This window comes from Nocardioides sp. Z43_10 (assembly GCF_059766615.1).
Genome location: NZ_JCBAJY010000011.1, coordinates 77,421 through 102,805 on the forward strand (window position 1 = coordinate 77,421; position 25,385 = coordinate 102,805).

General features: G+C 71.1%; 26 protein-coding genes. 12 read left to right on the forward strand and 14 right to left on the reverse strand.

Features of this window, described 5'->3' with window-relative positions; genetic code table 11:
- Positions 1 to 6: 6 nt before the first annotated feature.
- Positions 7 to 531: a superinfection immunity protein gene (locus AC6EI4_RS17820; RefSeq protein WP_498452277.1), complete on the reverse strand. Its 525-nt coding sequence runs from the start codon at positions 529 to 531 to the stop codon at positions 7 to 9.
- A gap of 196 nt (positions 532 to 727) precedes the next feature.
- Between AC6EI4_RS17820 and AC6EI4_RS17825 the strand changes: the two genes are divergently transcribed.
- From AC6EI4_RS17825 to AC6EI4_RS17835, 3 genes are all read left to right on the forward strand, one after another.
- On the forward strand, positions 728 to 910 hold the full coding sequence (locus AC6EI4_RS17825) for a hypothetical protein (protein WP_498424774.1): 183 nt from the start codon (positions 728 to 730) through the stop codon (positions 908 to 910).
- An 88-nt stretch (positions 911 to 998) separates the two neighbouring features.
- Positions 999 to 1,712, forward strand: a complete 714-nt coding sequence (locus AC6EI4_RS17830; protein WP_498452278.1) for a hypothetical protein — start codon at positions 999 to 1,001, stop codon at positions 1,710 to 1,712.
- An 89-nt stretch (positions 1,713 to 1,801) separates the two neighbouring features.
- The gene (locus AC6EI4_RS17835; RefSeq protein WP_498452279.1) at positions 1,802 to 2,887 is read left to right on the forward strand and encodes an ABC transporter permease; all 1,086 of its coding nucleotides are present in this window, start codon (positions 1,802 to 1,804) and stop codon (positions 2,885 to 2,887) included.
- Positions 2,888 to 2,924: 37 nt separating this feature from the next.
- Here AC6EI4_RS17835 and AC6EI4_RS17840 read toward each other — a convergent pair whose 3' ends face one another.
- Complete coding sequence (locus AC6EI4_RS17840) at positions 2,925 to 4,484, reverse strand: peroxidase family protein (RefSeq protein WP_498452280.1); 1,560 nt, start codon at positions 4,482 to 4,484, stop codon at positions 2,925 to 2,927.
- Between the two features lie 303 nt (positions 4,485 to 4,787).
- Entirely contained in the window at positions 4,788 to 5,174 is a 387-nt protein-coding gene (locus tag AC6EI4_RS17845; RefSeq protein WP_498452281.1) for a hypothetical protein, read from the reverse strand.
- An 814-nt stretch (positions 5,175 to 5,988) separates the two neighbouring features.
- On the opposite strand from AC6EI4_RS17845, the gene AC6EI4_RS17850 reads away from it, so the two are divergent.
- Complete coding sequence (locus AC6EI4_RS17850) at positions 5,989 to 7,584, forward strand: adenylate/guanylate cyclase domain-containing protein (RefSeq protein ID WP_498452282.1); 1,596 nt, start codon at positions 5,989 to 5,991, stop codon at positions 7,582 to 7,584.
- A gap of 256 nt (positions 7,585 to 7,840) precedes the next feature.
- Here the strand turns inward: AC6EI4_RS17850 and AC6EI4_RS17855 are convergent, their stop codons facing one another.
- Complete coding sequence (locus tag AC6EI4_RS17855; protein ID WP_498452283.1) at positions 7,841 to 8,218, reverse strand: hypothetical protein; 378 nt, start codon at positions 8,216 to 8,218, stop codon at positions 7,841 to 7,843.
- Positions 8,219 to 8,344: 126 nt separating this feature from the next.
- Here AC6EI4_RS17855 and AC6EI4_RS17860 point away from each other — a divergent pair, with 126 nt between their 5' ends.
- Positions 8,345 to 8,746, forward strand: a complete 402-nt coding sequence (locus AC6EI4_RS17860) for a hypothetical protein (RefSeq protein WP_498424784.1) — start codon at positions 8,345 to 8,347, stop codon at positions 8,744 to 8,746.
- Positions 8,747 to 8,804: 58 nt separating this feature from the next.
- Here AC6EI4_RS17860 and AC6EI4_RS17865 read toward each other — a convergent pair whose 3' ends face one another.
- Positions 8,805 to 9,518, reverse strand: coding sequence for a VOC family protein (locus tag AC6EI4_RS17865; RefSeq protein WP_498452284.1), 714 nt, complete (start codon positions 9,516 to 9,518; stop codon positions 8,805 to 8,807).
- Between the two features lie 271 nt (positions 9,519 to 9,789).
- Here AC6EI4_RS17865 and AC6EI4_RS17870 point away from each other — a divergent pair, with 271 nt between their 5' ends.
- Entirely contained in the window at positions 9,790 to 9,993 is a 204-nt protein-coding gene (locus AC6EI4_RS17870) for a cold-shock protein (RefSeq protein ID WP_344150762.1), read from the forward strand.
- A 73-nt stretch (positions 9,994 to 10,066) separates the two neighbouring features.
- Here AC6EI4_RS17870 and AC6EI4_RS17875 read toward each other — a convergent pair whose 3' ends face one another.
- Complete coding sequence (locus AC6EI4_RS17875) at positions 10,067 to 10,510, reverse strand: VOC family protein (protein WP_498452285.1); 444 nt, start codon at positions 10,508 to 10,510, stop codon at positions 10,067 to 10,069.
- Positions 10,511 to 10,574: 64 nt separating this feature from the next.
- On the reverse strand, positions 10,575 to 10,928 hold the full coding sequence (locus AC6EI4_RS17880; protein ID WP_498452286.1) for an MmcQ/YjbR family DNA-binding protein: 354 nt from the start codon (positions 10,926 to 10,928) through the stop codon (positions 10,575 to 10,577).
- 89 nt (positions 10,929 to 11,017) lie between these two features.
- On the opposite strand from AC6EI4_RS17880, the gene AC6EI4_RS17885 reads away from it, so the two are divergent.
- Both AC6EI4_RS17885 and AC6EI4_RS17890 read left to right on the forward strand, forming a co-directional pair.
- A complete protein-coding gene (locus AC6EI4_RS17885) occupies positions 11,018 to 12,004 on the forward strand; it encodes a GNAT family N-acetyltransferase (RefSeq protein ID WP_498424793.1) in 987 nt (328 codons plus the stop codon).
- A 52-nt stretch (positions 12,005 to 12,056) separates the two neighbouring features.
- Positions 12,057 to 12,443 carry a VOC family protein gene (locus AC6EI4_RS17890; protein ID WP_498424795.1) on the forward strand — a complete coding sequence of 129 codons (387 nt, stop codon included), beginning with the start codon at positions 12,057 to 12,059 and terminating at the stop codon, positions 12,441 to 12,443.
- 48 nt (positions 12,444 to 12,491) lie between these two features.
- Here the strand turns inward: AC6EI4_RS17890 and AC6EI4_RS17895 are convergent, their stop codons facing one another.
- From AC6EI4_RS17895 to AC6EI4_RS17910, 4 genes are read right to left on the reverse strand one after another with little or no spacing between them, the layout of a single operon-like run.
- Positions 12,492 to 13,562 carry an NAD(P)H-dependent flavin oxidoreductase gene (locus tag AC6EI4_RS17895; protein ID WP_498424797.1) on the reverse strand — a complete coding sequence of 357 codons (1,071 nt, stop codon included), beginning with the start codon at positions 13,560 to 13,562 and terminating at the stop codon, positions 12,492 to 12,494.
- Positions 13,559 to 14,335: a CoA-transferase subunit beta gene (locus AC6EI4_RS17900; RefSeq protein ID WP_498424799.1), complete on the reverse strand. Its 777-nt coding sequence runs from the start codon at positions 14,333 to 14,335 to the stop codon at positions 13,559 to 13,561. The genes AC6EI4_RS17895 and AC6EI4_RS17900 overlap by 4 nt, the downstream gene beginning before the upstream one ends.
- A gap of 2 nt (positions 14,336 to 14,337) precedes the next feature.
- Positions 14,338 to 15,228 (reverse strand): CoA transferase subunit A, encoded by an 891-nt coding sequence (locus AC6EI4_RS17905; RefSeq protein ID WP_498452287.1) that lies wholly within the window; start codon positions 15,226 to 15,228, stop codon positions 14,338 to 14,340.
- Positions 15,225 to 15,983 (reverse strand): enoyl-CoA hydratase family protein, encoded by a 759-nt coding sequence (locus AC6EI4_RS17910; RefSeq protein ID WP_498452288.1) that lies wholly within the window; start codon positions 15,981 to 15,983, stop codon positions 15,225 to 15,227. Before AC6EI4_RS17910 ends, AC6EI4_RS17905 begins: the two co-directional genes overlap by 4 nt.
- Positions 15,984 to 16,084: 101 nt before the next feature.
- On the opposite strand from AC6EI4_RS17910, the gene AC6EI4_RS17915 reads away from it, so the two are divergent.
- Positions 16,085 to 16,843 (forward strand): SDR family oxidoreductase, encoded by a 759-nt coding sequence (locus AC6EI4_RS17915; protein ID WP_498452289.1) that lies wholly within the window; start codon positions 16,085 to 16,087, stop codon positions 16,841 to 16,843.
- A complete protein-coding gene (locus tag AC6EI4_RS17920; protein ID WP_498452290.1) occupies positions 16,840 to 17,751 on the forward strand; it encodes an SDR family oxidoreductase in 912 nt (303 codons plus the stop codon). The genes AC6EI4_RS17915 and AC6EI4_RS17920 overlap by 4 nt, the downstream gene beginning before the upstream one ends.
- A 94-nt stretch (positions 17,752 to 17,845) precedes the next feature.
- Here the strand turns inward: AC6EI4_RS17920 and AC6EI4_RS17925 are convergent, their stop codons facing one another.
- The 3 genes from AC6EI4_RS17925 to AC6EI4_RS17935 all read right to left on the reverse strand — a co-directional run bounded on the left by AC6EI4_RS17925 (position 17,846) and on the right by AC6EI4_RS17935 (position 21,392).
- Positions 17,846 to 18,787, reverse strand: coding sequence for a type IV toxin-antitoxin system AbiEi family antitoxin domain-containing protein (locus tag AC6EI4_RS17925; protein ID WP_498452291.1), 942 nt, complete (start codon positions 18,785 to 18,787; stop codon positions 17,846 to 17,848).
- A gap of 221 nt (positions 18,788 to 19,008) precedes the next feature.
- Positions 19,009 to 20,229 carry an acyl-CoA dehydrogenase family protein gene (locus tag AC6EI4_RS17930; protein ID WP_498423125.1) on the reverse strand — a complete coding sequence of 407 codons (1,221 nt, stop codon included), beginning with the start codon at positions 20,227 to 20,229 and terminating at the stop codon, positions 19,009 to 19,011.
- The gene (locus AC6EI4_RS17935) at positions 20,229 to 21,392 is read right to left on the reverse strand and encodes a steroid 3-ketoacyl-CoA thiolase (RefSeq protein WP_498452292.1); all 1,164 of its coding nucleotides are present in this window, start codon (positions 21,390 to 21,392) and stop codon (positions 20,229 to 20,231) included. Before AC6EI4_RS17935 ends, AC6EI4_RS17930 begins: the two co-directional genes overlap by 1 nt.
- A gap of 207 nt (positions 21,393 to 21,599) precedes the next feature.
- Between AC6EI4_RS17935 and AC6EI4_RS17940 the strand changes: the two genes are divergently transcribed.
- Together AC6EI4_RS17940 and AC6EI4_RS17945 are read left to right on the forward strand one after the other, a co-directional pair.
- Positions 21,600 to 22,835 (forward strand): cytochrome P450, encoded by a 1,236-nt coding sequence (locus tag AC6EI4_RS17940; protein ID WP_498452293.1) that lies wholly within the window; start codon positions 21,600 to 21,602, stop codon positions 22,833 to 22,835.
- 161 nt (positions 22,836 to 22,996) lie between these two features.
- Positions 22,997 to 25,240 (forward strand): SpoIIE family protein phosphatase, encoded by a 2,244-nt coding sequence (locus tag AC6EI4_RS17945; protein WP_498452294.1) that lies wholly within the window; start codon positions 22,997 to 22,999, stop codon positions 25,238 to 25,240.
- Positions 25,241 to 25,385: the final 145 nt, after the last annotated feature.

Sequence of the window (25,385 nt, forward strand, 5' to 3'; positions counted from 1 at the left end):
CCCCGCTCAGTTGCGGTGGTGGACGTAGGCGACCTGGTGCGCCGTGCACGCCATCACCAGCGAGACGAGCCAGCCGACGAGGGTCCAGCCGAGCAGGAAGTTGACCAGTCCCACGGCCCAGCTGTTCGATTTGCCACGGGTCGCGGCGATGGCCCAGGGGAGCAGGTAGCCGACGCTGAGCAAGGTGAGGATCCAGGCGATGGCCACCTCCGCGCCGTTGGTCCGCGCGTCGGTCACGATCAGCGGTGCCTGGTAGACCGGCCGATAGACGGGGACGGCGGCCGGCGCCCGGTGCTCGGTCCACCTCAGCCCGTCCCAGTACCGCAGTTCGCCGTAGAGCGGGTACCAGCCGGCAGGGGGCATCGTCGCCGGAGCCACATGCGGCGCGACCGCCGGCAGCGCTGACGGCGAGGTGAGGGGCTTGGTGACGTTGAGGCGCGGTACGACGTCGTCGCTGGGCGGCGACGATCCGGGAAAGGTCGAGGCGATGGGTGCCGTCTCGTCATCCTGGAAGCCGCCGTGCTGGGTCATGGGCCCATCCTGACCCTCGGCGGGGTCTGGCGCGAGAGGACGTGGAAAACAACGGGAGCGATGCCGGAAACTGGGTATCGCCTCGATGTCGTTGGCGTCCTCGAGAGCCTCCGGGCCGTTCCGATCCGTACGCCGCTGGTGAAAAGGCGGGGTGAAAGGACGAAACAATGACCGCAGAGAGCCGTAGGCTGGTGCCATGAAGCTCTTCCGACGGCGGGCCGTCGCTGCCCCGAAAGCAGAGGCTCTGGCCGAGGCGCGGGAGGCCACCGCTAGGGCACGCCGGGAGAAGGAGAAGCTCGAGCGCTACCGGGCGAAGAAGCAGGCTGACCCCGCTGACCGGATGACCATCAACCAGTGGATGGGGACCGGCGCAACATAGCAACCTGATCGCCGGCCGGCCGCGACCAGACGCGGCCGCTTCCACGAGGACGGGGGAGACCATGGTGCTGCGGTGGTACAGAGTCGGAGTGGCAGCACTGCTGGCTGTGTCCGGGGCGCTGATGTTCGCCGCCTCCTGGCAGCGCTGGTCGGGTGCCTGTGGATGGGGCGGGGCGGAGAGCTCCCGCTGCCTCGCCCGCCAGGACCACCGCTACGACATCGTCGCTCCTGCTGCGCCCTGGGAGCCGCTCGGCGAATCGGCGCAGCTGGCGGGGTGCTCGTTATTGGTCCTCTCGGTCGTCTTCGCGCTGTTGCCCAGGCTCGTGACCGGCCGGCGCCCGGGCGTCGTCATGGCTGCGGCGACGGCCGTGGTCGTGCTGGCGCAGGCGGTGGTGGGCGCCGCCACCTTGAGCTCCGGACTCACCGGCGGCGTCGTACAGCCGTTCGCCTACGCCCCAGTCGTCTCCGTGTGGCTCGTCGGCCCTCCGGTCCTCCTGGTGGGGCTCGCCGTGGTTGCCCGCGGGTGGGCGCGCGCCACCGTCGTCTGGCTGGTGCTGGCGACTCCGCTGGTGGCGGCGTTCTCCTATGCGGTGGGGCCCTACGACGCGCAGCCGTGGTGGGAGGCGATCTCCGGTCTCCTCACCGCCACCGCCGGGTTGTGCCTGCTGGCAGCCGTGGCGTTCGGCAGTCGCTCCCGTTCTGGGACGGGGGCCCGCCGCACCCACGACAGGCCCTCGTTGGCGTGGCTCAGGTCCGGGCACCGGACGGGTGCCACCGACGGAGAATCGCCCTACAGTGGATAGCCAGGGCGCTCGGGCCCCGGCAGCTGCTTTCGCCGTACGGCGTCCGCGCCACGGTCGCGCGGAACCGCCACAACGGCAAGGGAGACGCCATGACATCCCAACGGGCCTCGCAGGACACCGAGCCGTCCGGCCCCACCAGCAGCGGGGGATCCACGCCGTCCCTGGCGATCGACTCGCGGGGCTCGATGATCCGGGCCGTGGCCTGGGTCCTCGGCGTGCTGTTCCTGCAGTTCGCGTTCATCTACAGCTACGTCGGCGCGTTCCATGACCCCAAGCCGCACCAGCTTGAGGTGCAGGTGGTCGTGCCCCCGGGGGCGAGCAGCCAGGGCCAGCAGCTGGTCGACCAGCTCAACGGGCTCTCCGGGGACCCCCTGGACGCCTCGCTCGCCGACTCGGAGTCGGCGGCCCGCGCCGACGTCCGCGACGGGGACGACGTCGCGGCCCTGGTGCTGCGCCCGGACCAGAGCAGCGACCTGCTGCTGGTCGCCTCCGGCGGCGGTGTCTCGGTGGAGGAGGCCGCCTCGGGGGTCCTCACCCGGGTGGTCGAGGAGCAGCAGCGGACCGTGGAGAAGGAGGACCTGGTCCCGCTGCAGAGCGGCGACGCCCGCGGACTCACCGGCTTCTACCTCGTGGTCGGCTGGGCGGTCGGTGCCTACCTGTTCCCCACGGTGGTCGCGCTGGCGCGCGGGGACCGGCCCCGGTCGGTGCGCCTCGCGGTGATCCGGCTGGCCGCGCTGGTGCCGTACGCCTTGGCCTCCGGGTTCGGGGGCGCGCTGATCGTCGGCCCGCTGCTGGACGCCCAGAGTGGCCATCTCTGGCAGTTGGGCCTGCTCGGGGCCGCGGTGTCGTTCTCGATCGCCGCACTGGCGATCGGGCTCGAGGCGCTCCTCGGGGTGATCGGGATCGGGGTGACGCTGTTGCTGATCGTGATCATCGGCAACCCGAGCGCGGGTGGGGCGTTCCAGGCGGGGGTGATGCCGACCTTCTGGCGGGTGGTCGGTGACTGGATCCCCACCGGTGCCGGCGTGGACGGGGTACGCCAGATCGTCTACTTCGACTCCGCTGCGATGACCCGCCCGCTCCTGGTCCTGGCGGCGTACGCCGTGGTGGGCATCGTCCTCACGTTGCTCGTCTCCGGGCGGGGTCGCCGCCCGGAGCTCTTGATGAGCGCCTGAGCCAGTAGGCCCGCAGTGTGCCTCGGTGGTCGCAGCCCTACCGGCCGGGCAGGTTGGTGACCTCCAAGCCGTGTCCGGACGCCGTGACCAGATCCGGCATCGAGAAGCTCTCGGTCTTCGACTCCAGGAAGGGCGTCCACGTCGGCTCGTTGCGCAGATAGGAGGAGGGATCCTTCACGAGCAGCCCGAGGAAGACCTCGGCCACGATGCGGCCACCCACCGGCCCGAGGTGGTGTCCCTCGGCGCGCACCATCGCCTCGCGCAAGACGTAGTACCACAGCGGAGCCGGTCCGCCGTCGGGCAGCTCGAGCTCGTCATCGGTGAGCGGGGTGACGCCCATCGCGGCGGCGACGTCCTGTCCGGACGGCAGGGCCAGCCGCGCGCCCCTGGTCAGGTTGCGGTCGATGAGCGAGGGGCGGTCGCCGCCGATCTCGACCGGCAGCTGGGCCAGTGGGTCGGACAGCTTGGTGTCGATGAGTCGGGTGAGCTGCAGTTCGCCGTCGCCGGCTCCGTCCACCTCGAAGAACCGTCGCCACTCGATCGTCCAGAACGGGGGCAGGACCCGGAATCCCCCGAACTGCTGCAGGGCGAGCGCCGGGTCGTTGGTGGCCCCGGGCAGGAAGGTCGACAGGTCCTGGACCAGGGTGTTGAGCGAGTACTTGCCGCGGATCTGGGAGTGGCCGAAGCGATACGCCGCGACCGCGAACTCGACAGGCATGTACGGCGCGGCGCTTCGCGGTTGGTAGAACTCCAGGTTCACCTTCGGGACGGCGGCGGTCTCGTCGAAGACCTCGTCGAGCATCTCCTGTCCGACGGTGCGACGCAGGTAGTCATGGACGACGACCCACTGGTAGTGCCAGCGGACCACTCGCTGGGCGGTCTCGAAGATGCTCTCGCTGCCTCGGCGGAGGCCGGGCTCGGCGTGGACCCGCTCGACCATCTTGTTGTGGAACTTCAGCATCGTCAGCTGCAGTTGGCTGACGAAGGTGTTCTCGTCGTTGCGCGGGTCGCCGATCAGGGCGGTGTTCTGGCTGTTGCGGGGCAGGTCGTCCTCGTCGTCGTGGCGGCCGATGAGCAGCATGTCCTCGAAGTCGGGGCGCTTGTCGTACATGAAGGCGTCGTCGGCCGGGCCGCGGCCGTAGATGCAGTCGAGGTCGAAGCGTGGGGAGCGGAAGTTCGTCAGCGCGTCCGGGTCGTTCTGCCGGGTCAGGCTGGAGACCGGGTCGAAGGTGAGATCGTGGTCGATGAACTGACCGAGATAGGTGTAGCCCGCGGGGATGGTGGGGTTGTTCAGCGCGGGGTCACCGCTGGCGTCGCCCTCGGTCATGGCCGCGCCGATCGCGGCGATGCGGTCCCTGCCCGGCACGAAGGGCGGAAGGCGGAACATCCGGCCGAAGCGGCCCTCGAACAGCTGTGAGACCGGCAGGTACGCGAGGCCGCGCTGCTCGTAGCCGTGACCGCGCGCCGGGCGGTGTGGTGATCCGAAGCCGCGCGCCGACGCGGCTTGGTTGACCAGCTCCTCGGTGGGCCGGCCGTCGCTGTTCTGGAAGAGGGTTGCGGGCTCGTTCGTGGTGCTCGCGGATTCGATGGGGCACATGCGCGCTCCCGGAGGTCGGGTGGCGGAGTTGCAGGTACGCCCGCCGGGCCGACGGCCCGTGGGGCGTGGGCGCCCGCGCGGGCGCATCGGGTCTGCTCGTGAAGACACCGCAACCTGAGTGCGCTACGGCGTCGAGGCGCGTCCATGTTTCCACCGGGGCTCGGCGGGAGCAATAGGCAGATGTGGTGATAGCCGGGGCAGCCGGCTGGAGGTACGCCCTGTCAGGCAGAGAGAGGACCGGCTCTGTCGCCGGCGTTGGGTGAGTCCACAACCCATCTGGTGGGGATGCCTGCGCGGTGAGGGTCAGCGCATCCGGATGGTGCGCGACTTGCCGGCGCCTCCCACCTTCGTGACCCGCACCTGGAAAGTATCCGTGCCCCTGGTGTTGCGACGGTTCTTGTCGATGTTGATGTCCCCGGCCCTGTTTGCGCGGTGCACCTTGTTGTGGAAGCGCTTGCCGTCGTGCCGCAGGACGACTCGCCACGTACTGCCGGGCCTGGCATCGTCGATGTCCACCTCGACCTCGAAACGGCCGTCGTCCTTGTCCACCGAGAAGTCGACCTCAGCACCCGCGACGCGGAACTCCCTCTCCTTGCGGGGGCCGTCGGCGTGGGCCGGGCTGGCGATCAAGGGAGCGGCGAAGAGGGCGGTGGCGCCGATGGTGCCGATGATCTTGCGGCTGTACGTCATGGCGTGCTCCTTTTCGTTGCTGCTGCAACTCTTGGGCCCGAGAACGCCGGGCACCTGGCCGTACCCAGTCGAACCTTTCCCATGCTCCGCGCAGGATCCCGGCGCGGGGCGGGGCGTGGCGGGGGTGCACCGGCGGATGCGGGGCGTACGGCGTGCGCCGGGGCCCGAGGGGCGCCAGTCCGTGATGGCGCGGATGCGCGGCCCGCGAGTGGCTGGGCGTGACCCGCAGGTGAGCGGATGGGGTGACTCGCGGGTAACTGGAGGATCCCGTGCACCTGGTGCGTGCGATCCTCCAGTTACCTGAGGGTAGGCGCGCGGCGCGGGGCATTGCGGGGATGCGCCGGCGGGATGCGGGGGCTACGGCGCGCGCCGGGGCCCGTGGGGCGACGTCCGCGATGGCGCGGCTCAGCGCGGCCCGCAGGCAAGCGGCTCAGCGCGGCCCGCAGGCAAGCGGCTGGGCGTGACCCGCGGGTGAGCGGATGCGGGGTGACTCGCGGGTAACTGGAGGATCCCGTGCACCTGGTGCGTGCGATCCTCCAGTTACCCGTGGGTAGGCGCGCGTGGCGGGGGTGCACCGGCGGATGCGGGGCGTACGGCGTGCGCCGGGGGCCGAGGGGCGCCAGGCCGATGGTGCGGATGAGGCGGGTGCGGCTTAGCGGGCGGTGTGACGCCTGCTGCCTTGGGCTGACGCCGAGACCGCAAGCGATCAGAACAACAGGACATGCGGCGTCGGCGGCGCGGTGAGCGACGAGCACGCGTCCATCGACGCGGCGAAAGCCCCGGTCGATCGCGGCGAGGCAGCAGACTGTCCCGCGTGACCACCACCGCGGCCAGCCCCCGGCGCGAAAAGCGCGAACGCAAGCCCTTCGGCGCCCGCATCCTCGGGCGACCCGACCAGTCGACCCGGGCGCTGCGGGTGCGCGTGCAGCTGCTGTTGACCGGGCTGCTCGTCGTGACCAACGTGGTCGGGGCCGCGGTCGTCGTACTGATCTCCGCGGTCATCATCCCGGCGCCCGAGGCCAACCGGGCGACGGTGCTGACGCTGGCGATCGGCGCGCCGGTCTACGTCGTGTGCGCGGTGGTGCTCGGAGCGCTCTTCGGCACGATGACGACCCTGCGTGCGCTGCGCTGGACACTCCAGGACGACGTGGTGCCCGACGCCCGGGGCCGGGCGCGGGTGTTCAAGGTGCCGTTCCGGCTGACGGTGCTCCAGTTCGTGCTGTGGGCCGGCGCGACCGTGGTGTTCACGGTGCTCTCGGTGCTGGTGCAGCCCGAGCGCGCGCTCGCGACCGGTCTGACGGTCGGCACTGCGGCGATCGTGGTGTGCGGGGTCGCCTACCTGCTCACCGAGTTCGCGATGCGCCCGGTCGCCGCCCGGGCCCTGCTCGAGGCGCGATCGAGCGATCGGCGCCGCGGCATGGGCATCCGCTCGCGGATGATCATCTTCTGGTGCATCGGCACCGGCGCACCCGTGGTGACCCTCGTCGTCGCCGGGATCCTCACCCTCACCGGCGTCTCCGAACGCGCTCGGCTGCCGGTCATCACGATCATCCTCGGCGGCGTGCTGCTGGTCTTCGGAATGCTGATCACCGTGCTCGGCGCGCGCGCCGTGGAGGCGCCGGTGCGCTCGGTGCGCCTGGCCATGCGCAAGGTCGAGGACGGAGAGCTCGACGCGGAGGTGGTGGTCTACGACGGCACCGAGCTCGGCCTGCTCCAGGCCGGCTTCAACCACATGGCCGGAGGGCTGCGCGAGCGTGAGCGGATCCGCGACCTGTTCGGGCGCCACGTCGGGCACGAGGTCGCCCAGCTGGCCGCCTCCGACCTCGGGGAGATCGAGCTGGGCGGCGAGACTCGCGAGGTCTCGGTGCTGTTCGTCGACCTGGTCGGCTCCACGACGTACGCCGAGCAGCACGGGCCCACGGCGGTGGTGGCCATCCTCAACCGGTTCTTCGGCGTCATCGTCGAGGAGGTCGACGAGCACGGGGGACTGGTCAACAAGTTCATGGGCGACGCCGTGCTGGCCGTCTTCGGCGCACCCGTCACCCAAGAGGATCACGCCACCTCGGCGCTCGCCGCCGCGCGGCGGATCGCCCAGCGGCTGGCCCAGGAGGTCCCCGAGGTGGGTGCCGGCCTCGGCGTCGCCACCGGGGAGGTGGTGGTCGGCAACGTCGGTCACGCGGAGCGCTTCGAGTACACGGTGATCGGCGACACGGTGAACGCCGCCGCCCGCCTGACCGAGCTCGCCAAGAAGGTGCCCGGCGGCGTACTGGCGCTGGGGGAGTCGCTGGACGCTGCCACCGACACCGAGCAGGAGCACTGGCGCGAGGGCGAGTCCACGATTCTGCGCGGTCGCAGCACCGCCACCCGACTGGCCGGGCTGCGTCGTGCGGTCGACCCCTCGCCCAGCTGACCCGGTGCCGCGGAACGACGGTGCCCGCGCGTGCGGTCGGGGGCCGCGATGACTTCCGCGAGCCGAGGCGGTCCACAGCACCGGTGAGTGGCGGCGGACGCCACTGGACACGCAGGAGTGGCGACGGCGCGGTCGGGGCTGGCGAGCGGCAGGTGGGCGGGTTCTCGGTCGTCGACGTCTCCTCGCACCCAGGAGGCGCTCGAGTGGGCCAAGAGGATCGCCGTCAGCTGCCGTTGCGCTCAGGAGGTGCGCGAGATCATGCCGGATACGGACGTCTGAGCCGCTCGACGTTCCCTTCCCTCTCCAGGGTCACCCAGTGCCCTCCTTGTCCGGAGGGCCAGTCGGCGTCCTCGGGCAGCTCGCGCGTGGGCGACGGCACCAGGTCGACGCCCCGGTCGCACACGAGGAACGGCTGGTCCTCCTCGAGGGCGAGGATCTTCTCCCGCACGGTGCCGGGGGTGTCACGCCCGATGGTGTTGGCGAGCTCGTCCCAGTCTTCGGCGGTGATGATCAGCTCCACGGTGCGGTGGCCGCCGGATGCCCTCCTGAAGGTCACCTCGATGCCCCCGGTGACCTCGCGCGCGTCCGCCCATCCGTTCAGGGAGTTGACGAGGATCTTCCAGGTGGAGTGCATGTCCCGAGTGTGACGGCCTGGACGCCGGCCCGCACCAAGGTTGCCTCAGGAGCACGCGCTCGGCGCGTCGGATCGACCGGCGTCAGCCAGGCGACGGATCGGCTCCGTCGCCGTATCGTGGCTGGGGTGAGTGAGCCGCTCGCGAACCCCCACGTCCTCGTCATCGGCCTGGACCCCTTCCGGGTGCCCGGCCCGTGGGACCCGCAGCCGATCGCCGAGGTGATCGAGGCGGGCATGGCCGAGCTCGCCGAGCGTGGCTACGCCGCCGAGTCATGCCTGGTCGCGCTCGACGGCAGCGACGACATCGAGGCCAGGATCACCACCGCCCTGCAGTCCCGGCCCTGGGACTGCGCCCTCATCGGCGCCGGGATCCGCCGGCCCGAGGAGCTGCTGGAGCTGTTCGAGTCGATCATCAACCTGGTCCGAGGCCACGCCCCGCAGGCGGTGATCGCCTTCAACGGAAAGCCCCACGAGCTGGCCGATGCTGTGACGCGAGGCCTGGACAAGGTGCGGCAGAGCCGCGCATGAGCGCCTGACCGGGGGAGGACTGCCCCTTGCGCGGGCGGTGGCTGCGCCCGGCAGGGAGCTACCGCACCTCCGGGCCGTCCGCCACGAGCAGGAACTCGTTGCCGTCCGGGTCAGCCAGCTCGACACCGCCCTCGCGGTCACCGAGCCGCGCGGCGCCCAGCGCGACCACCCGCGCCACCTCGGCGTCGAGGTCCACGGCAGCCAGCTGGAACCGCTGGCTGTTCCTGCCGCGCTTGGGCACCACGGGCGGGCCGCCCCACGCGATCTTGGTCCCGCCGAGCGGCGACTGGACGGCCGTCTCCTCGTCCTGGTCCCACACCATCGGCCAGCCGAGTGCCTCGGCCCAGAACACCCCGACACTCCGGGGGCCGTCGCAGGCGAGCTCGCCGAGGCGCCCGCACCCGGCCAGGTAGCGGTTGCCCGGTTCGATCACGCAGAACGCGTTGCCGCCCGGGTCGGCGAGCACGACGTGGCCCTCCTCGGGCAGCTGGCCCACGTCGAGGTGGCGCCCGCCCCGGGCGAGCGCGTCGGTGATCGTCTGCTGCTGGTCGGCGGCGCTCGCGCTGGTGACATGCAGGTGCAGGTGACGACTGGTGCCCGGCCGGTCCGGGGAGCCGGCGACGAAGCGCAGTCCCACCTGGGTGTCGTCGCCCGGCAGCAGCGCGCCGTCCGCCTGCGCGACGACCTCCCGGCCGAGCAGCCCGCTCCAGAACGCCGCCAGCCCGGCTGGGTCCTCGGCGTCGCACGCCACGGCTACGAATCGCAGGCTCATCACCGCACGGTAGAGGCAGTCCGTGGCCCTCCGCATGCCGTTTTCGTACGCCGCCGCGGTGGCCCGGGCGCCGCCGATATGGGGATTCCGCTCTCCATGGCGTATGGTTCATCTTGTTGAAGGGATGGCCTGCAAGGCCTCCTGGCCGCACACGATGCGCGGCTTGTATCTCGTATTCCTGGTTTTCGGTTCGCTGGATATCAGCACGATGTGGATGTCTTCAGCAACCTCGAGGGCACGTAGCTCTCGGTACCGAACAAAGGAACAGATCATGGCTCAGGGCACCGTTAAGTGGTTCAACGCCGAAAAGGGCTTCGGCTTCATTGCTCAGGATGGCGGCGGCGAGGACGTGTTCGTCCACTACTCCGCGATCCAGTCCGGCGGCTACAAGTCGCTCGACGAGAACCAGAAGGTCGAGTTCGACCTCGCCCAGGGCCCCAAGGGTCCCCAGGCTGAGAACGTTCGCGTTTCCTGATCTCACCTCGAAGGGCCCCGACCGCATCTGCGGTCGGGGCCCTTCGTGCGTCGGGAGCCGAAGCGCCCCGGTGCTAGAAGACGTCGAACTCGTTCCCCTCCGGATCCATCATCGCCACCGCATAGTGGTCCAGGCCCTCCTCCGCGATCGTGCGCAGTCGGGTGGCCCCGAGCGCGACCAGGCGTGCCGCCTCGGCCTCGACCCGCTCGCGCCGTACCGGTAGCTCGTTGGCGCGGCCACCGCTGGCGTCGACGTCGATGTGGAACCGGTTCTTGACCGACTTCGGTTCCGGGACGACCTGGAACCAGATGGGCGGGCCCTCGCCGTTCGGGTCCTGGATGCGGTCGGCCTCGCCGCCGAGCTCCTCCGCGGAGACACCGAGGGACAGATAGAAGTCTTCCCATGAGGCGAAGCCGGCCGGCGGCGGCGCGGGCACGTAGTGCAGCGCCTCGGCCCAGAACCGCGCGAGCGGCCCGGGCGACGCGCAGTCGATCACCAGCTGGTAGGACACTGCCATCTGACACCTCCGGGAGCGGGAGGACCCAGCGTGACACGCGCCACCGGCGCCCGGCCACGACCGCTCAGCGGGGAAGCCGCTCGCCGCGTCGCTCGACCAGCCCCGCGGGGGCGGTCAGCCGCCACGCCTCGAAGGTGAGCTCGGCCAGCTCGTCGCGCTCGACGCCGCCCAGGTGCACCACCACCCAGCCGAAGCCGCCCGAGGTGTACTGGACCTCGAAGGTCTCGGGGCGCTCGGCCACCAGCGACAGCTGCTCGGCGATGGTCTGCTTCAGGCCGACCGTGAGCGTCGGCTCCCACAGGTAGCCGAAGGTCGCCTCACCCACCGAGATCCGCCAGTACCGGCCGTTGTCCACCCGGGCGACCTCCGGGAGCTGGTCCGTCAGGTCGAAGAAGTCCGAGACGCCGCATCCGCTCACCTCGTCATCCTGGCACCCGAGTCCGACACCCCGGCCCCGACAGGCGAAAACCAGTGGCCCTCACCGCGGGCGCGGCGGATGCTCGGAGGATGGACATCACGCAGGTCGACCTCGACTCCAGCGAGGCCGTGGCGGACTTCGTCACCGTCACCAACGCGGTACGGCGCGCGGACTCGCCGTGGATGCACCCGATGACCGAGCGCGGCTGCGTGGGGTGGCTGCGCCACGGCTGGGACGAGGAGCCGCCGATCGGGTTCCTCGGGTACGACGCCGGCGAGCCGGTGGCGACGGGGGAGTGTGCCGTCAGCGAGTGGGACAACCTCCACCTGGCCTGGCTGGCGGTGAGCGTCACCCCGCAGCGGCGCCGCACCGGCCTGGGCACGGACATGCTCGACGCGGTGGTGGCGCGCACCAAGGAGCTGGGCCGCACCTCCGTCGGCATCGACGGCTGGGAGTCCGACGCGACGCGGGGCTTCGCCGAGCGCCACGGGCTCGAGTACAAGGGGCGCGAGGTGAACCGGCGCCAGCTGGTCGCCGACCTGGACGCGGGCGTCGCCCAGCGCCTCTACGACGAGGCGCGCACGGCGGCAGCGTCGTACGAGCTGGTGCGCTGGCGGGGCCACACCCCGGAGGACCAGATCGACGCGGTGGCCGAGATGACCGCGGCCATCAACGACGCGCCCACCGACGACCTCGAGATCGAGGACGAGGTGTTCGCGCCGCAGCGGATCCGCAACTACGAGGCCGCGCAGCATGCGCAGGGCCAGCTGTTGCACCGGGTGGTGGCCCGGCACCGCGACACCGGGGAGCTGGCCGGGCAGAGTGTGGTGGCCGTCGACCTGGAGCGCCCCGCGCTCGCCGAGCAGCACGACACCTCCGTGGTGCGCGCCCACCGCGGGCACCGGCTGGGGCTGCTGCTCAAGCTCGAGGTGCTGCGCTGGCTGGACGAGACCCAGCCGCAGGTGATCTCCGTCGACACCTGGAACGCGGAGTCCAACGACCACATGATCGGCGTCAACGAGCTGCTCGGCTACCGGGTGCTGGGGAAGACCCCGCTCTTCCAACGCTCGGTGTGAAAAGCGCCCGGCAACTGGTGACCTGTGCGCCGCGGATCCCTAGTGTCGGTCCATGACACGGACACTGAGCCTGGGCATGATCACGATCGACACCAGCGAGGTCGACTCGCTCGCACGATGGTGGGCCGAGCAGACCGGAGCCGAGGTGACCCACCTGAGCGAGGGCGAGTTCCTGGTCCTCGGGGGCGGGAGCCTGCCGGTGATGCTGGCCTTCCAGCGCGTCGAGGACCCCACCCCGGGCAAGAACCGGATCCATCTCGACTTCAACGCCGACGACCTCGACGCCGCCGTCGACGCGCTGGTCGCGGCCGGGGCGACCCTGATCGGGCGGCGCGGCGACGACAGCTTCCGGTGGGTCACCCTCGCCGACCCGCAGGGCAACGAGTTCGACGTCGCCCAGCACGAGCAGGCTGAGGACGCGCTGCGGCCCGGTGACTGAGCCACGCAGGCTCAGCCACCGGGCCGCGGGCAGCGGTCCCGTCCGGACTCAGACCAGGTAGGTCCGGGTCCGCTCCAGGCAGGCCGCCGCCTCGGTGACCACGCGATCGATCAGCGCCTCGCAGGTCGGCAGGTCGTCGAGTACGCCGACCACCTGACCCGAGGCGAGCACGCCGGCGTTGGTGTCGCCCTCGACGAGCCCGGCCTTGAGCATCATCGGGGTGTTGGCGGCGAGGGTCATCTGGGCCAGCGAGCGGCCCTGGTTCTTCTTCATCTCGCGGCCGTCGCGGGCCAGGTCGAGCCAGGACAGCCCGCTCATCTTCTTGAACTCCAGGGTGCGGCGCACCGTCGGCGCGAGGCGCTTGAGCGAGCCGGTCTCCTCGATCTCCTCGACCAGCTTGGTGCGCAGCATCCGGTGCGGCATGCCGTCGACCTTGGCGGTGACGACCGTGCCGTTGACGTCGTGGGAGAGGTAGAGCTCCTTGACCGCCTGCGGCACCGCGCTGTCCTGGGTGAGCAGGAAGCGGGTGCCCATGCCGATGCCGGCCGCGCCGTACGACAGGGCAGCCGCGAGGCCGCGTCCGTCGAAGAAGCCACCCGCCGCGACGACCGGGATGTCGACGGCGTCGAGCACGCTCGGCAGCAGCAGCGTGGTCGGCACCGAGCCGGTGTGCCCGCCGCCCTCGCCGCCCTGGATCATCACCGCGTCGGCGCCCCAGCCGGCGACCTTCTCCGCGTGGCGCGGCAGGCCGACCGAGGGCATCACCACGATGCCGTGGTCCTTGAGCTTGGCGATCAGCTCCTTCTTCGGAGCCAGCGCGAAGGAGGCGACCTTGACGCCGTGCTTGATCAGCAGGTCGCAGCGGTCGGCGGCGTCGCCGGCGTCGGCGCGCAGGTTGACCCCGAACGGCTGGTCGGTACGGCCCTTGACCTCGACGATCGCGTGCTCGAGCTCCTCGTAGGTCATCGTGGCGCTGGCCAGGATGCCCAGCCCGCCGGCGTTCGCCGTACCGCTGACCAGGCGCGGGCCGGCGACCCAGCCCATCCCGGTCTGCACGACCGGGTGGCGGACCCCGACCAGCTCGGTGAGCGGGGTGGAGAGCAGCTGCGGCGTGCTCACGTGGTGGCTCCGGCCTCGACGGGCGGGACCTCGCGGTCGCGCAGCCTCTTGGGGTCGAGCACCTCGCGGATGAGGATCAGCTCCTCCATCGTCGGCATCCGGGTCTCGGGCACGTCGCCCTCGACCGCCAGCTCGAAGCCGGTGGCGGCGCGCACGTCGTCGACGCTCACGCCCGGGTGCACCGAGAGCAGCCGGACGGTGTCGTCGGCGCCCTTGACGTCGAAGACGGCCAGGTTGGTGACGATGCGGTGGATGTCGTTGTAGCGCGACGCCCCGCTGCCGGCCTGCTTGGCGGCCTTCGGCCCGACGCCGGAGACGATGTCGACCTTCTCCACGAACACCCGCGGGGAGTGCTTGGGCACCCAGTACGAGGTGCGGTTGTTGACGGTGTTGCCCGGCGCGCCGCGCGAGCCCAGCAGCTGGCGCTTGGGCTGGGCGAAGTCGCCGATCGCGGAGATGTTCTGGTTGCCGTGCTTGTCGACCTGGGTGGCGCCCATCATCACGTGGCGCTTGCCGTAGGCGACCACGTCGAAGACGCGGCGGAACGGGATCCAGCCCTCGACGACGTCGGCCTTGGCGAACAGCGGCGGCACGCCGCCGAGGAACAGCGACTCGCCGTCGGAGATGACCAGGTCGGGGTTGGAGGTGAGCTTGGCCAGGCGCACGCCCAGCATCGGCAGCATTCCCATCGGGCTGCCGAAGATCTCGCCGTCCTCGGCGAAGGCGTCGGCGATGGCGGCGGCGCAGACCTCCGCGCGTGTGGCGTCAGTCATCGTCACTTCTCCTCTGCGTGGAAGGCCTGGACGGCCGCCTGGTAGTCGTCCTCGGTGCCGGACAGGAACCGCGCCTCGAAGGCCGCCCACTCCTCCGGGTCGCCTGCGGCCTTGGCGTAGGCCTTCTGGAACTTCTCGTCGCGCTCGTAGTCGGGCGTGCAGGTGGTGAAGTGCGCGCCGTTGGGGGTCTCCACGACGCCGGTGACCATCATCCGGCTGAGCAGCAGCCGCTGCACCGGGGTGTCGACGGTCAGCCCGGCGGTGTCGATGACCTGCTCGACGGAGACGAACGCCTTGTCGGCGGCCATGCAGAACAGGTCGTCGAAGTACGGGTCCGGGCCCAGGTACGACGCGTTGCCGTGCGCGTCGGCGCGGTTGAGGTGGACCAGCGCGACGTCCAGGCGCAGCGCGGGGACCGCGACCAGCTCGTCGTACTCCCCGTCCTCGGCGGCGTAGGGGCTCGTCACCGTCTTGATGTCGGGGTTGTTGACCAGCACGTCGGAGCCGAGGCCGGCGCGCATCGGCAGGAACGGCAGTCGCTCGGCCGCGGCCTTGAGGCCGGTCTGGAACATGCCCTCGTCGAGCTCGACGACCTCGGGGATCGTCCGGTTCTGGCGCGCCTGCTGGAAGTTGGGCTCCAACGGGACGCTGTCGAGGGAGACGAACGCGTAGACCAGCTTGCGGATCTTGCCGGCCCGGGCCAGCAGGCCGACGTCGGCGCCGCCCCAGGAGACGATGGTCAGGTCCTTGAGGTCGGTGCGCAGGATCGCGCGGACCAGTGCCATCGGCTTGCGCCGCGGGCCCCAGCCGCCGATACCGATGGTCATCCCGTCCTCGAGCTGGGCGACGACCTCGTCGATGCTCATGCGCTTGTCGCGCGGCTTCAGGCTCACTTCTTGCTCGCTTTCTCGGTGCCGGCGAACTCGTCGCGCAGCTCGTCGGCCACCCCGGCCAGGTTGAGCTCCATGGTGAAGCCCTGCTCGAAGCGGTAGCTCTTGTTCACGTCGATGGGGTCGATGCCGTTGAGGGCCTCCTTGGCGGCCCGGATCACCCGGGTGTCCTTGGCGGCGATCTCGCTCGCGACCTTGAGGGCCGCGTCGTCGAGCTGGTCGCGGGGGACCACCTCGAGCACCGAGCCGTGCTGGATCAGGTCGGCGGCCTTGATGGTGCGCGCGGTGAAGTACAGGGTGCGCATCAGGTGCTGGGGGACCAGGCGGGCCATGTGGGTCGCGGCGCCGAGCGCGCCCTGGTTGACCTCGGGGACGCCGAAGAACGCGTCGTCGCTGGCCACCACGCAGTCGGCGTTGCCGACCAGGCCGACGCCGCCGCCGACGCAGAAGCCGTTGACCGCGGCGATCACCGGGACCGCGCACTCATAGACGGCCTTGAAGGCGGCGAAGCAGCCCTTGTTGGCGCCGATCAGCGCACCGAAGCCCTCGGTGTTCTGCATCTCCTTGATGTCGACGCCGGCGTTGAAGCCCTTGCCCTCGGCGCGCAGCACGACGACCTTGGTCGCCATGTCCCGGCTGGCCTCGTCCAGGGCCGCCGCGACGTCGAACCAGCCCTGGACGGGCAGCGCGTTGACCGGCGGATAGTCCATCGTGACGACGCGGATCCCGTCGTCGCGCAGGTGTGAGGAGATGCCCATGTTCCGCCTTCCGGTATCCAAACCTAACGTTTGCTTGGTAGCCTAACAGTTGCTTGGTTCGAACGTCGATCATCGGAGGCGCAGTGGCGGTACAGGTGGACATGACCGGTCGGGTCGTGCTCGTCACGGGCGGCACCAAGGGGATCGGCGCAGGCATCGCCCGGGTCTTCGTCGAGGCCGGTGCCCACGTGGTCACGTGCGCGCGCTCGGCGGTCGAGGCCCCGGCCCCGGGCACCACGCACCTGCAGTGCGACGTGCGCGAACCGGCCTCGGTGACCGCGCTGGTGGAGGCCGTGGTGGCCGAGCACGGGCGCCTCGACGTGGCCGTCAACAACGCCGGCGGCGCGCCGTACGTGCCGGCGGCCGAGGCCTCGCCGCGGCTGCACGCCAAGGTGATGGACCTGAACTTCTTCGGCCCGCTGCTCGTCGCGCAGGCCGCCAACGCGGTGATGCAGCGCCAGGAGAGCGGCGGCGCGATCGTCAACATCTCCTCGATCAGCGGTATCCGGCCCTCGCCCGGCACCGCGGTGTACGGCGCGGCGAAGGCCGGCATCGACTCGCTGACCACCTCGCTGGCGATGGAGTGGGCGCCCAAGGTTCGGCTGAACTCGATCAACGTCGGCCTGTGCCGCACCGAGCTCACCGGCGAGCACTACGGCGGCGACGACACCGTCGCCGCGATCGAACGCACCATCCCGCTGGGCCGGATGGCCCGGCCCGAGGAGGTCGGCCACGTGGCGCTCTTCCTGGCCTCCGACCTCGCCTCCTACGTCAGCGGCGCCAGCGTCGCCTGCCACGGCGGGGGAGAGCCGCCGGTCTTCCTCTCGGTCACCCAGAACCCCACGAAGGAGCAGCAGTGAGCAGCAGGATCCTCGAAGGACGCGTCGCGATCGTCACCGGCGCAGGACGCGGCATCGGCCGCGAGCACGCGCTGGAGCTGGCCCGCCAGGGCGCGAAGGTCGTGGTGAACGACCTCGGCGCCTCACTCGACGGCCAGGGCGCCTCCGACGGCCCGGCCCACGAGGTGGTCGCCGCGATCCGCGAGATGGGGGGCGAGGCGGTCGCCAACGGCGCGGACGTCGCCGACTTCGAGCAGGCCGCGGCGATGGTGCAGCAGGCCATCGACACCTTCGGCGGGCTCGACATCCTCGTCAACAACGCCGGCTTCGTGCGCGACCGGATGCTGGTGAACACCTCCGAGGAGGAGTGGGACGCCGTCATCCGCGTGCACCTCAAGGGCCACTTCGCGCCGCTGCGCCACGCCGGCGCCTACTGGCGCGCGGAGTCCAAGGCCGGGCGCACCCGCGCCGCTCGCGTCATCAACACCTCCTCGGGCGCCGGCCTGCAGGGCTCGATCGGGCAGACCACCTACTCCGCGGCCAAGGCGGGCATCGCCGCGATGACGCTCGTCGCCGCCTCCGAGATGGGCCGCTACGGGGTCACCGTCAACGCGATCGCGCCGGTCGCGCGCACCCGGATGACCGAGGGGGCCTTCCCCGAGATGATGGCCGAGTCCGCCGACGCCTTCGACGCGATGGACCCCGCCAACAACTCCCCGATCGTCGCCTGGCTCGCCTCCGAGGACGCCGCCGACGTCACCGGCCGCGTGATCGAGATCGAGGGCGGCCAGATCTGCCTCGAGCAGGGCTGGACCCACGGCCCCAAGAAGGACATCGCCCGCCGCTGGGAGACCCCCGAGGTCGGCCCCGCCCTGCGGGAGCTGATCGCGGCGGGGGCGGTGCCGGAGGCGGTGTACGGGACTGCGTGAGGCTGTGGCTTTCACGAGTTAACTCGTGAAACCCGCACTTCCCACGTGTTGCAACGTGTGGGAAGTGCGGGTTTCACGTGGCCAGTACGACGGATCAGGCCGCCTGGCGCATCATCTGTCGGATCCGGGCCGCAGTCGCCTCGGGGTGGTAGAGGTCGGCCCAGATCAACCGGATCATCGGCCACCCGGTCGCCTCGCGGATCCGGTCCTCGCGGATCTTCTCGCGGACCACGGCATCGGCGGCGTTCTCCCCGGGTCGCAGGAAGCGCTCATACTTCACCCGCCCGTCGAACTCCACCAGCAGCCTGTGCTGCGGCCAGGCCATGTCGGTGATCGCGAACAGGCGTCCCCGGGCGTCCCGGACTTCGAACTGGAGCACCGGCTCGGGCAGGTGCTGACGCCAGCACAGGTGTCGGCCCCGTGACTCGAGGATCGACTCCGCGCCCTCGCGCACCAGGCGCACGGAAAGCTGGAGCCGCTGGCTGCCCGGCCAGCGCACGCGCGCGGCGTGCGCGGCCACGATCTCGTCCGTGGTGGCGTGCCCGAGATCGACGACCGAGTCGAGCATGACGACTCCCTGCTCCACGCCGCTGATAGCTGCGTAGTCCAACCCGCAGCGCAGGGGTGTCATCGCCAGGTGACCGCCGACGCTGAGGAGCACGTCGTCGGGAGTCCACGACCCGGCGTGGTAGACGACGTCGCCGATGATGCGTGCCGGCCCACCGTCGAGGCGCGTGACGTGGATGCGTCGCAGCTCGGGATCCCAGGCACGCAACCCGTGGGCCAGGGCGCCGGAGGTGTGGCTCAGCGCCACCGCCTTGCCGTGCGAGTGCAGTACCGCATATGCCCGCAGCAGGTGGCGGCCGAACTCGTCGGCGGCCTCCCACTTCGGGCGGGACGTGTAGGCGCCGTGACGCACGCGCACGATGCGCTTGGCGCGCCGGGCGTTGGCCAGGTCGCGGTCGGAATACCCGCGCTCCAGTGCCTCACGGGTCAGGAAGACGCTGTCGGGGTGCAGGTTGAAGAGCTCGTCCATGCGCAGAGCCTGCGCTGGCCCGGTACGACCCGGGCCGCGGCGCGTCGCACCTGTGGACGCCGGAGGCCCGTGCCGCCTCTGTGGAGAGTCGGTGGCCCCGCCCACGTCGTACTGACGACGTGAAACCCGCACTTCCCACACGTTGCAACACGTGGGAAGTGCGGGTTTCACGAGTTAACTCGTGAACGCCGCAGGCGCAGGGAGAGGCAGGGCCCCAGCCCCTACCGCCGCAACAACCCCTTCGCCACGTGCGTCACCTGCACCTCGTTGGAGCCGGCGTAGATCATCAGGCTCTTGGCGTCGCGGGCCAGCTGCTCGACGCGGTACTCGGCCATGTAGCCGTTGCCGCCGAAGAGCTGGACAGCCTCCATCGCGACGTCGCAGGCGGCGCGCGAGGAGTAGAGCTTGATCGCGGAGGCCTCGGCGAGGTCCATCACCACGCCGGCGCGGCGCATCTCCACGGCCCGGAAGACCATGTTCTGCACGTTGACCCGGGCCACCTCCATCTCGGCGAGCTTGAGCTGGATCAGCTGCAGCTGGGAGATCGGTTTGTCCCACAGCGTGCGCTGCTTGGCGTAGTCGATGCTGAGGCGCTGGCACTCCTCGATGATCCCGAGCGAGAACGTCGCGAGGCCGACGCGCTCGTTGACGAAGTTGGCGCGCGCGGACTCGCGGCCGTCGGCGCCCGGCGTGCCCTCGAGCAGCCGGTCGCGCCCGACCGCGACGTTCTCGAAGAACAGCTGGCCGGTGGGGGAGGAGGCCATCCCCATCTTCTTCAGCGGCTTGGAGCGGGTCAGCCCGGGCATGTCCGCGTCGAGCACGAAGGTCAGCACCGGCTGCTCGCGCCGAGCCACCCCCGAGCCGTCGTCGAGCTTGGCGTAGACCACGATCGTGTCGGCGTACGGGCCGTTGGTGATGAACGTCTTCTGGCCGTTGAGGATCCAGCCGTCGCCGTCCGGCTTCACGGTCGTGCGCATCCCGCCGAAGGCGTCCGAGCCGGCGTCGGGCTCGGTGATCGCCCAGCTGCCGATCGTGGTGAAGCTCAGCAGGTCCGGCACCCAGCGCTTGCGCTGCTCGAGGGAGCCCAGCGCGTTGATGGTCAGCGCGGCCATCCCGGTGGAGACGCCCATCGCGGCCGGGATGCCCATCCCGACCTTGACCAGCTCGATGTTCGCGATCACCTGCTGGGCGGGGTCGGCCGCCTCCGGCGCCGGCTCGTCGAACGCCGTCCCGGCGGCGGCCGCGGTGTCGCGCCGCAGCTCCCACTCGAAGCGCTCGAGGGAGGCCTCGCCCACGCCGAACGCCGCGGAGTACTTGCGGACCAGGTCGTACGGCGCGAGCCCCTCGAACTCGAGCTCGTCCTGGAGCGGGCGGATCTCGCGGTCGACGAACTGCCGGACGGCGTCGCGCACGGCGAGGTCGTCCTCGCTCCAGGCGAACATCAGATGCGCTCGAGGATGGTGCCCGTGGCCATCGCGCCACCGGCGCACATCGAGATCAGCGCCGTGCTCTGGTCGCGACGCTCGAGCTCGTGCAGCGCGGTGGTGATCAGCCGGACGCCGGTGGAGCCGACCGGGTGGCCCAGCGCGATCGCGCCGCCGTTGACGTTGACCTTGTCCAGGTCGACGCCGTGCACCTGGGCCCAGGAGAGCACGACCGAGGCGAACGCCTCGTTGACCTCGAACAGGTCGAAGTCCGAGATCGCCATCCCGGTGCGCTCGAGCAGCCGCTGGGTCGCGTCGACGGGGCCGTCGAGGTGGTAGTACGGGTCGGAGCCGACCAGGCAGTGCGTGGTGATCCGGGCCTTGGGGCGCAGCCCGAGCGCGCGGGCGCGGTCCTCGTCCATGATCACCATCGCCGAGGCGCCGTCGGAGATCTGCGAGGACGTGCCGGCGGTGTGCAGGCCCCCCTCGAGGACCGGCTTGAGCCGGGCCAGGCCCTCGGCGGTGGTGTCGCGCAGCCCTTGGTCGGTGTCGACCAGGCGGGTCTCGCCGGTCGGCTTGCCCTCGTCGTCGAGGACGGGCGCCTCGATCGGCGCGATCTCGCGCTTGAAGCGGCCCTCGTCGACGGCGGTGCGCGCCTTGAGCTGCGAGGCCAGGCCGAACGCGTCGAGGTCCTCGCGGGTGATCCCGCGGTTGCGCGCGATCCGGTCCGCGCCGGTGAACTGGTCGGGCATGTCGATGGTCCAGCTCGCCGGGCGCGGGTCGCCGGTGCCGGCGGGCACGCTGGCGCCCAGCGGGATCCGGCTCATCGACTCCACGCCGCAGGCGATCCCGGCGCTGATGGAGCCGGCCCGGACCAGGTCGTTGATCAGGTGCGCGGACTGCTGGCCAGAGCCGCACTGGGCGTCGATCGTGGTGCCGCCGGCGCCCTGGGGCAACCCGGCGTGCAGCCACGCGCGGCGGACCATGTCGTTGGACTGCTCGCCGGCCTGGGTGACCACGCCGCCGATCACCTGCTCGATCTCGGCGGCGTCCACGCCGGAGCGCGCCAGCACCTGGGTCAGCGCGTGACCGAGCAGCTCGCCGGGGTGGATCCCGGCCAGCCAGCCCCGCCGCTTGCCGAGGGGCAGACGCAGGGTTTCGACGATGACGGGGTTGCCCATTTTTCAAGCCTCACTGCAGATGTGGAGGTGCGACGCCCGGGCGCCGCGGTGATCTCTCGGAAAGTAGAACAGGTTCCGCGCAGCGGCAAGGAGGGGTCCCGCCCAGCAGGTGTCGGGCCGGGATTCTGTGTGGTTCCCCTTCCGTAACCTACCGAGAGTATGTAAGCATCGTCACTAGAACGTGTTCCAGTATCGAGAGGCTGAGCTGTGACCGCTAGCGATGTGCTGCCCGCAGGGTTCGACCCCACCGACCCGGCCATCTACGAGAGCCACGTGCCCCATGAGGAGTTCCTCGCTCTGCGCCGCCGGGCCCCGGTCTTCTGGGTCGAGCAGGACGAGGCGGCCGCGGCCGGGATGCTCGGCGACCAGGGCTACTGGGCGGTGAGCAAGCACGCCGACGTGGCCGCGGTGTCCAAGAACAGCAAGGACTTCTCCACCCACGAGAACGGCGCGATCATCCGCTTCGCCCCGGACATGACCCGCGAGCAGGTCGAGTTCCAGCGGGTGATGCTGATCAACCAGGACCCGCCGGACCACACCAAGAGCCGCCGGGTGATCTCGCGGGGCTTCACGCCGCGGGCGATCAACGCCATGCACGACGTGATGGTGGAGCGCGCCGAGCTGATCGTGAAGGAGGCGCTGGCCCGCGGGGAGGGCGACTTCGTCGAGGAGGTCGCCGCCGAGCTGCCGCTGCAGGCCATCGCCGACCTGCTCGGCGTACCGCAGGAGGACCGCAAGAAGCTCTTCGAGTGGTCCAACCAGATGCTGTCCTACGACGACCCCACGATCGGCGGCGACCCGCAGGCCGCCTCCATCGAGATCCTGACCTACGCGATGGCGATGGCCGAGGAGCGTCGCCGCGAACCCAAGGACGACATCGTCACCAAGCTCATCACCGCCGACGTCGACGGCGAGGGGCTCAACGACGACGAGTTCGGGTTCTTCGTGATCCTGCTCGCGGTCGCCGGCAACGAGACCACCCGCAACGCGATCACGCACGGGATGAACGCCTTCCTCGAGCACCCCGAGCAGTGGGAGCTCTACAAGAAGGAGCGCCCCGAGTCGATGGTGGACGAGGTGATCCGCTGGGCGACGCCGGTGACGGTCTTCCAGCGCACCGCGCTCGACGACGTCGAGGTCGGCGGCGTGCAGGTGCGCAAGGGCCAGCGCGTCGGGCTGTTCTACGCCAGCGCCAACCACGACGAGGACGTCTTCGACGACGCCGACACCTTCGACATCATGCGCGATCCCAACCCGCACCTCGCGTTCGGCGGGCACGGCGCGCACTACTGCATCGGCGCCAACCTGGCCCGGCTCGAGGTGAAGGTGATGTTCGAGGCCCTGGCCGAGCACTGCCCGAACATCTCCAAGGTCGAGGAGCCGGTCCGGCTGCGCTCGGGCTGGATCAACGGCATCAAGCAGCTGCGCGTCAAGTACGCCTGACCCGAGGTCGCCCGAGTCGCGACGCCCCGGCCGCCTTCCCTCCGGAGGCCGGGGCGTCGTCGTGGCTGAAGAGGAACGGTGCGGACCCCGCACACGGTAAGGTCAGCCTGCTCACCCACCGCCGGTTGCTCGACGCCGTGGGCTCAGGGAGGGAGACCGCGATGGACGCACGCTCGGCGCACACTCCGGCGTACGCCCCGGCCGACCTGACCACCTGCGAGCGCGAGCCGATCCACATCCCCGGCGCCATCCAGCCGCACGGCGTGCTGCTCGCGCTCGACGTCGAGCTGATGACGATGGTGATGGTCTCGGCCAACTGCGCCGCGATGCTGGGCGTCGGCGCCGATGAGGCACTGGGCCGACCGCTGCGCGAGATCGCCGGCGCCGAGGTGGAGAAGGTGGTCGCCGAGCAGGCGCGGATCGACTTCCCCGGCGAGTCGCTCGTCCTGCGGCTGCACGAGGTGCACCAGGGCAGCCTGGCCGGGCGCGAGGTGGACGTCCGCGTGCACCGCTCGGGGCAACGGATCGTGGTCGAGATCGAGGACCGGGGCCGCGACACCTCGATGATGTCGCTGCGCTCGGCCCGGACGGTGATCGGCCGGCTGGCCGGCGCCGGCTCGGCCCAGGACCTCGCGGATCGGCTGACCCGCGAGATCCGCGAGCTGACCGGCTTCGACCGGGTGATGGTCTACCGCTTCGACCGGGACTGGAACGGCGAGGTGTTCGCCGAGGCGCTGCGCCCGGACCTGAACTCCTTCCACGGGCTGCACTACCCGGCCAGCGACATCCCCGCGCAGGCGCGCCAGCTGTACACGCTGAACTGGACCCGGCTGATCGCGGACATCTCGTATCAGCCGGTGCCGCTGCGACCGGTCTTCGACCCGGCGACCGAGGCGCCGCTGGACCTGTCGCACGCGTCGCTGCGCAGCGTCTCGCCGATCCATCTGGAGTACCTGACCAACATGGGCGTGACCGCCTCGATGTCGGTCTCGCTGGTCGTCGACGGAACGCTGTGGGGGCTGGTGGCCTGCCACCACTACTCCGGGCCGCACCGCCCGAGCCAGGACGCCCGCTCGGCCGCGGAGTTCATCGGGCAGGTCACCTCGCAGATGATCGTCGACCGCGAGCGCGCCGACGAGCGGGAGGCCGCACTGGCCACCCAGCAGGTGCTCGCGGCGATCACCTCGCGGCTGTCCTCGGAGCAGGGCACGGTGCTGGAGAGAGGCGTCAGCGACCCCGCGACGCTGGAGCTGGTCGGCGCCCACGGGGTGGCGCTGATGTACGACGGTGTGCTGCTCACCGCCGGCCGGGTCCCCGAGCGCCACCTCCTCGAGCGGATCGCCGAGGTCCTGGAGCGCCCCGAGCACTACGTGTCGTGGTCCGACAACCTCGGCGAGCGCGATCCGGCGCTGGCCGGGATCGCCGAGCTCGCCGCCGGGGCGCTGCGCCTGGGCACCACGCCGGGGCGCTGGCTGCTCTGGGTGCGTCCCGAGCTGCAGCAGGTGGTGGACTGGGGCGGCGACCCCACCAACAAGCTGATCGCCGCGCAGGAGGGGCCCGAGGTGCGGCTCAGCCCGCGCAAGTCCTTTGAGAAGTGGCGCCAGCGGGTGCGGGGCCGCAGCGCCGAGTGGCAGCCGTGGCAGCTCTCCGCGGGGGAGGCGCTGGGCCGGCACATGGCCGGGCTGCTGCTGGCCGGCTCGCGCGAGCAGATCGCGATGGCCGAGTCCCTGCAGCGCAGCGTGGTGCTCGACCGGGCGCCGCGCTTCGCGGGCGTCGACCTGGTGGCGCGCTACCTGCCGGCGTCGGCCTACCAGCTCGGCGGCGACTGGTGGGACGCCTTCGAGCTCCTCGACGGTCGTCTCGCGCTGGTGGTGGGCGACGCCGCGGGCCACGGCGTCTCCGCGGCGTCGGCGATGACGCAGCTGCGCACCGCGCTGCGCGCCTACCTCTACGAGGGGCACTCGCCGGCGCAGTGCCTGGACCACCTCGACCTGCTGATGGACGGGCTGCTCGACCAGCGGGTCGCCACCGCGATCGTCGTCGTCGTCGACCCGGCCACCGGTCGCGCCGAGATCTCGTCGGCCGGCCACCCGGCGCCGATGCTGGTCGACGCTGCCGGGGCGCGCGAGCTGCACGTCGACTCCCGCCCGCTGCTGGGCGTCGGACTGGTCTCGGCGCGGCAGCTGCACCTCCAGCTCGCGCCCGAGCAGACGCTGCTGCTCTTCTCCGACGGCCTCGTCGAGCGCCGCGGCGAGGACATCAACGCCGGTACCGAACGGCTCCGCGAGCTGGCCGCCCAGACCCGCCCCGACGGCGACCTCGAAGAATGGGTGACCGGCCTGCTCGTCGACCAGGCCGGCACCGACGACGACACCACGGTGCTCGCCGTGCGCCTGCGGCCCTGACGCGCCGGCGCTCGCCGTACACTCCGCCGCCCCGCTGGCTGTAACGCGGGGTTATGCCCACTGGGACAGCGGGCTGGGTCCATCGGTGGAAGCAACGGGTCAGGTTGCTGGCGTTGTTGTCAGCAGCGCGGCCAGCGCTTGGGCT

Bases quoted from the DNA above. Each gene is read 5' to 3' on its own strand.
- AC6EI4_RS17820 (WP_498452277.1), bottom strand. From the start codon at position 531: ATGACCCAGCACGGCGGCTTCCAGGATGACGAGACGGCACCCATCGCC.
- AC6EI4_RS17825 (WP_498424774.1), top strand. From the start codon at position 728: ATGAAGCTCTTCCGACGGCGGGCCGTCGCTGCCCCGAAAGCAGAGGCT.
- AC6EI4_RS17835 (WP_498452279.1), top strand. From the start codon at position 1,802: ATGACATCCCAACGGGCCTCGCAGGACACCGAGCCGTCCGGCCCCACC.
- AC6EI4_RS17840 (WP_498452280.1), bottom strand. From the start codon at position 4,484: ATGTGCCCCATCGAATCCGCGAGCACCACGAACGAGCCCGCAACCCTC.
- AC6EI4_RS17845 (WP_498452281.1), bottom strand. From the start codon at position 5,174: ATGACGTACAGCCGCAAGATCATCGGCACCATCGGCGCCACCGCCCTC.
- AC6EI4_RS17855 (WP_498452283.1), bottom strand. From the start codon at position 8,218: ATGCACTCCACCTGGAAGATCCTCGTCAACTCCCTGAACGGATGGGCG.
- AC6EI4_RS17865 (WP_498452284.1), bottom strand. From the start codon at position 9,518: ATGAGCCTGCGATTCGTAGCCGTGGCGTGCGACGCCGAGGACCCAGCC.
- AC6EI4_RS17870 (WP_344150762.1), top strand. From the start codon at position 9,790: ATGGCTCAGGGCACCGTTAAGTGGTTCAACGCCGAAAAGGGCTTCGGC.
- AC6EI4_RS17875 (WP_498452285.1), bottom strand. From the start codon at position 10,510: ATGGCAGTGTCCTACCAGCTGGTGATCGACTGCGCGTCGCCCGGGCCG.
- AC6EI4_RS17885 (WP_498424793.1), top strand. From the start codon at position 11,018: ATGGACATCACGCAGGTCGACCTCGACTCCAGCGAGGCCGTGGCGGAC.
- AC6EI4_RS17890 (WP_498424795.1), top strand. From the start codon at position 12,057: ATGACACGGACACTGAGCCTGGGCATGATCACGATCGACACCAGCGAG.
- AC6EI4_RS17900 (WP_498424799.1), bottom strand. From the start codon at position 14,335: ATGACTGACGCCACACGCGCGGAGGTCTGCGCCGCCGCCATCGCCGAC.
- AC6EI4_RS17910 (WP_498452288.1), bottom strand. From the start codon at position 15,983: ATGGGCATCTCCTCACACCTGCGCGACGACGGGATCCGCGTCGTCACG.
- AC6EI4_RS17915 (WP_498452289.1), top strand. From the start codon at position 16,085: ATGACCGGTCGGGTCGTGCTCGTCACGGGCGGCACCAAGGGGATCGGC.
- AC6EI4_RS17925 (WP_498452291.1), bottom strand. From the start codon at position 18,787: ATGGACGAGCTCTTCAACCTGCACCCCGACAGCGTCTTCCTGACCCGT.
- AC6EI4_RS17930 (WP_498423125.1), bottom strand. From the start codon at position 20,229: ATGTTCGCCTGGAGCGAGGACGACCTCGCCGTGCGCGACGCCGTCCGG.
- AC6EI4_RS17935 (WP_498452292.1), bottom strand. From the start codon at position 21,392: ATGGGCAACCCCGTCATCGTCGAAACCCTGCGTCTGCCCCTCGGCAAG.
- AC6EI4_RS17945 (WP_498452294.1), top strand. From the start codon at position 22,997: ATGGACGCACGCTCGGCGCACACTCCGGCGTACGCCCCGGCCGACCTG.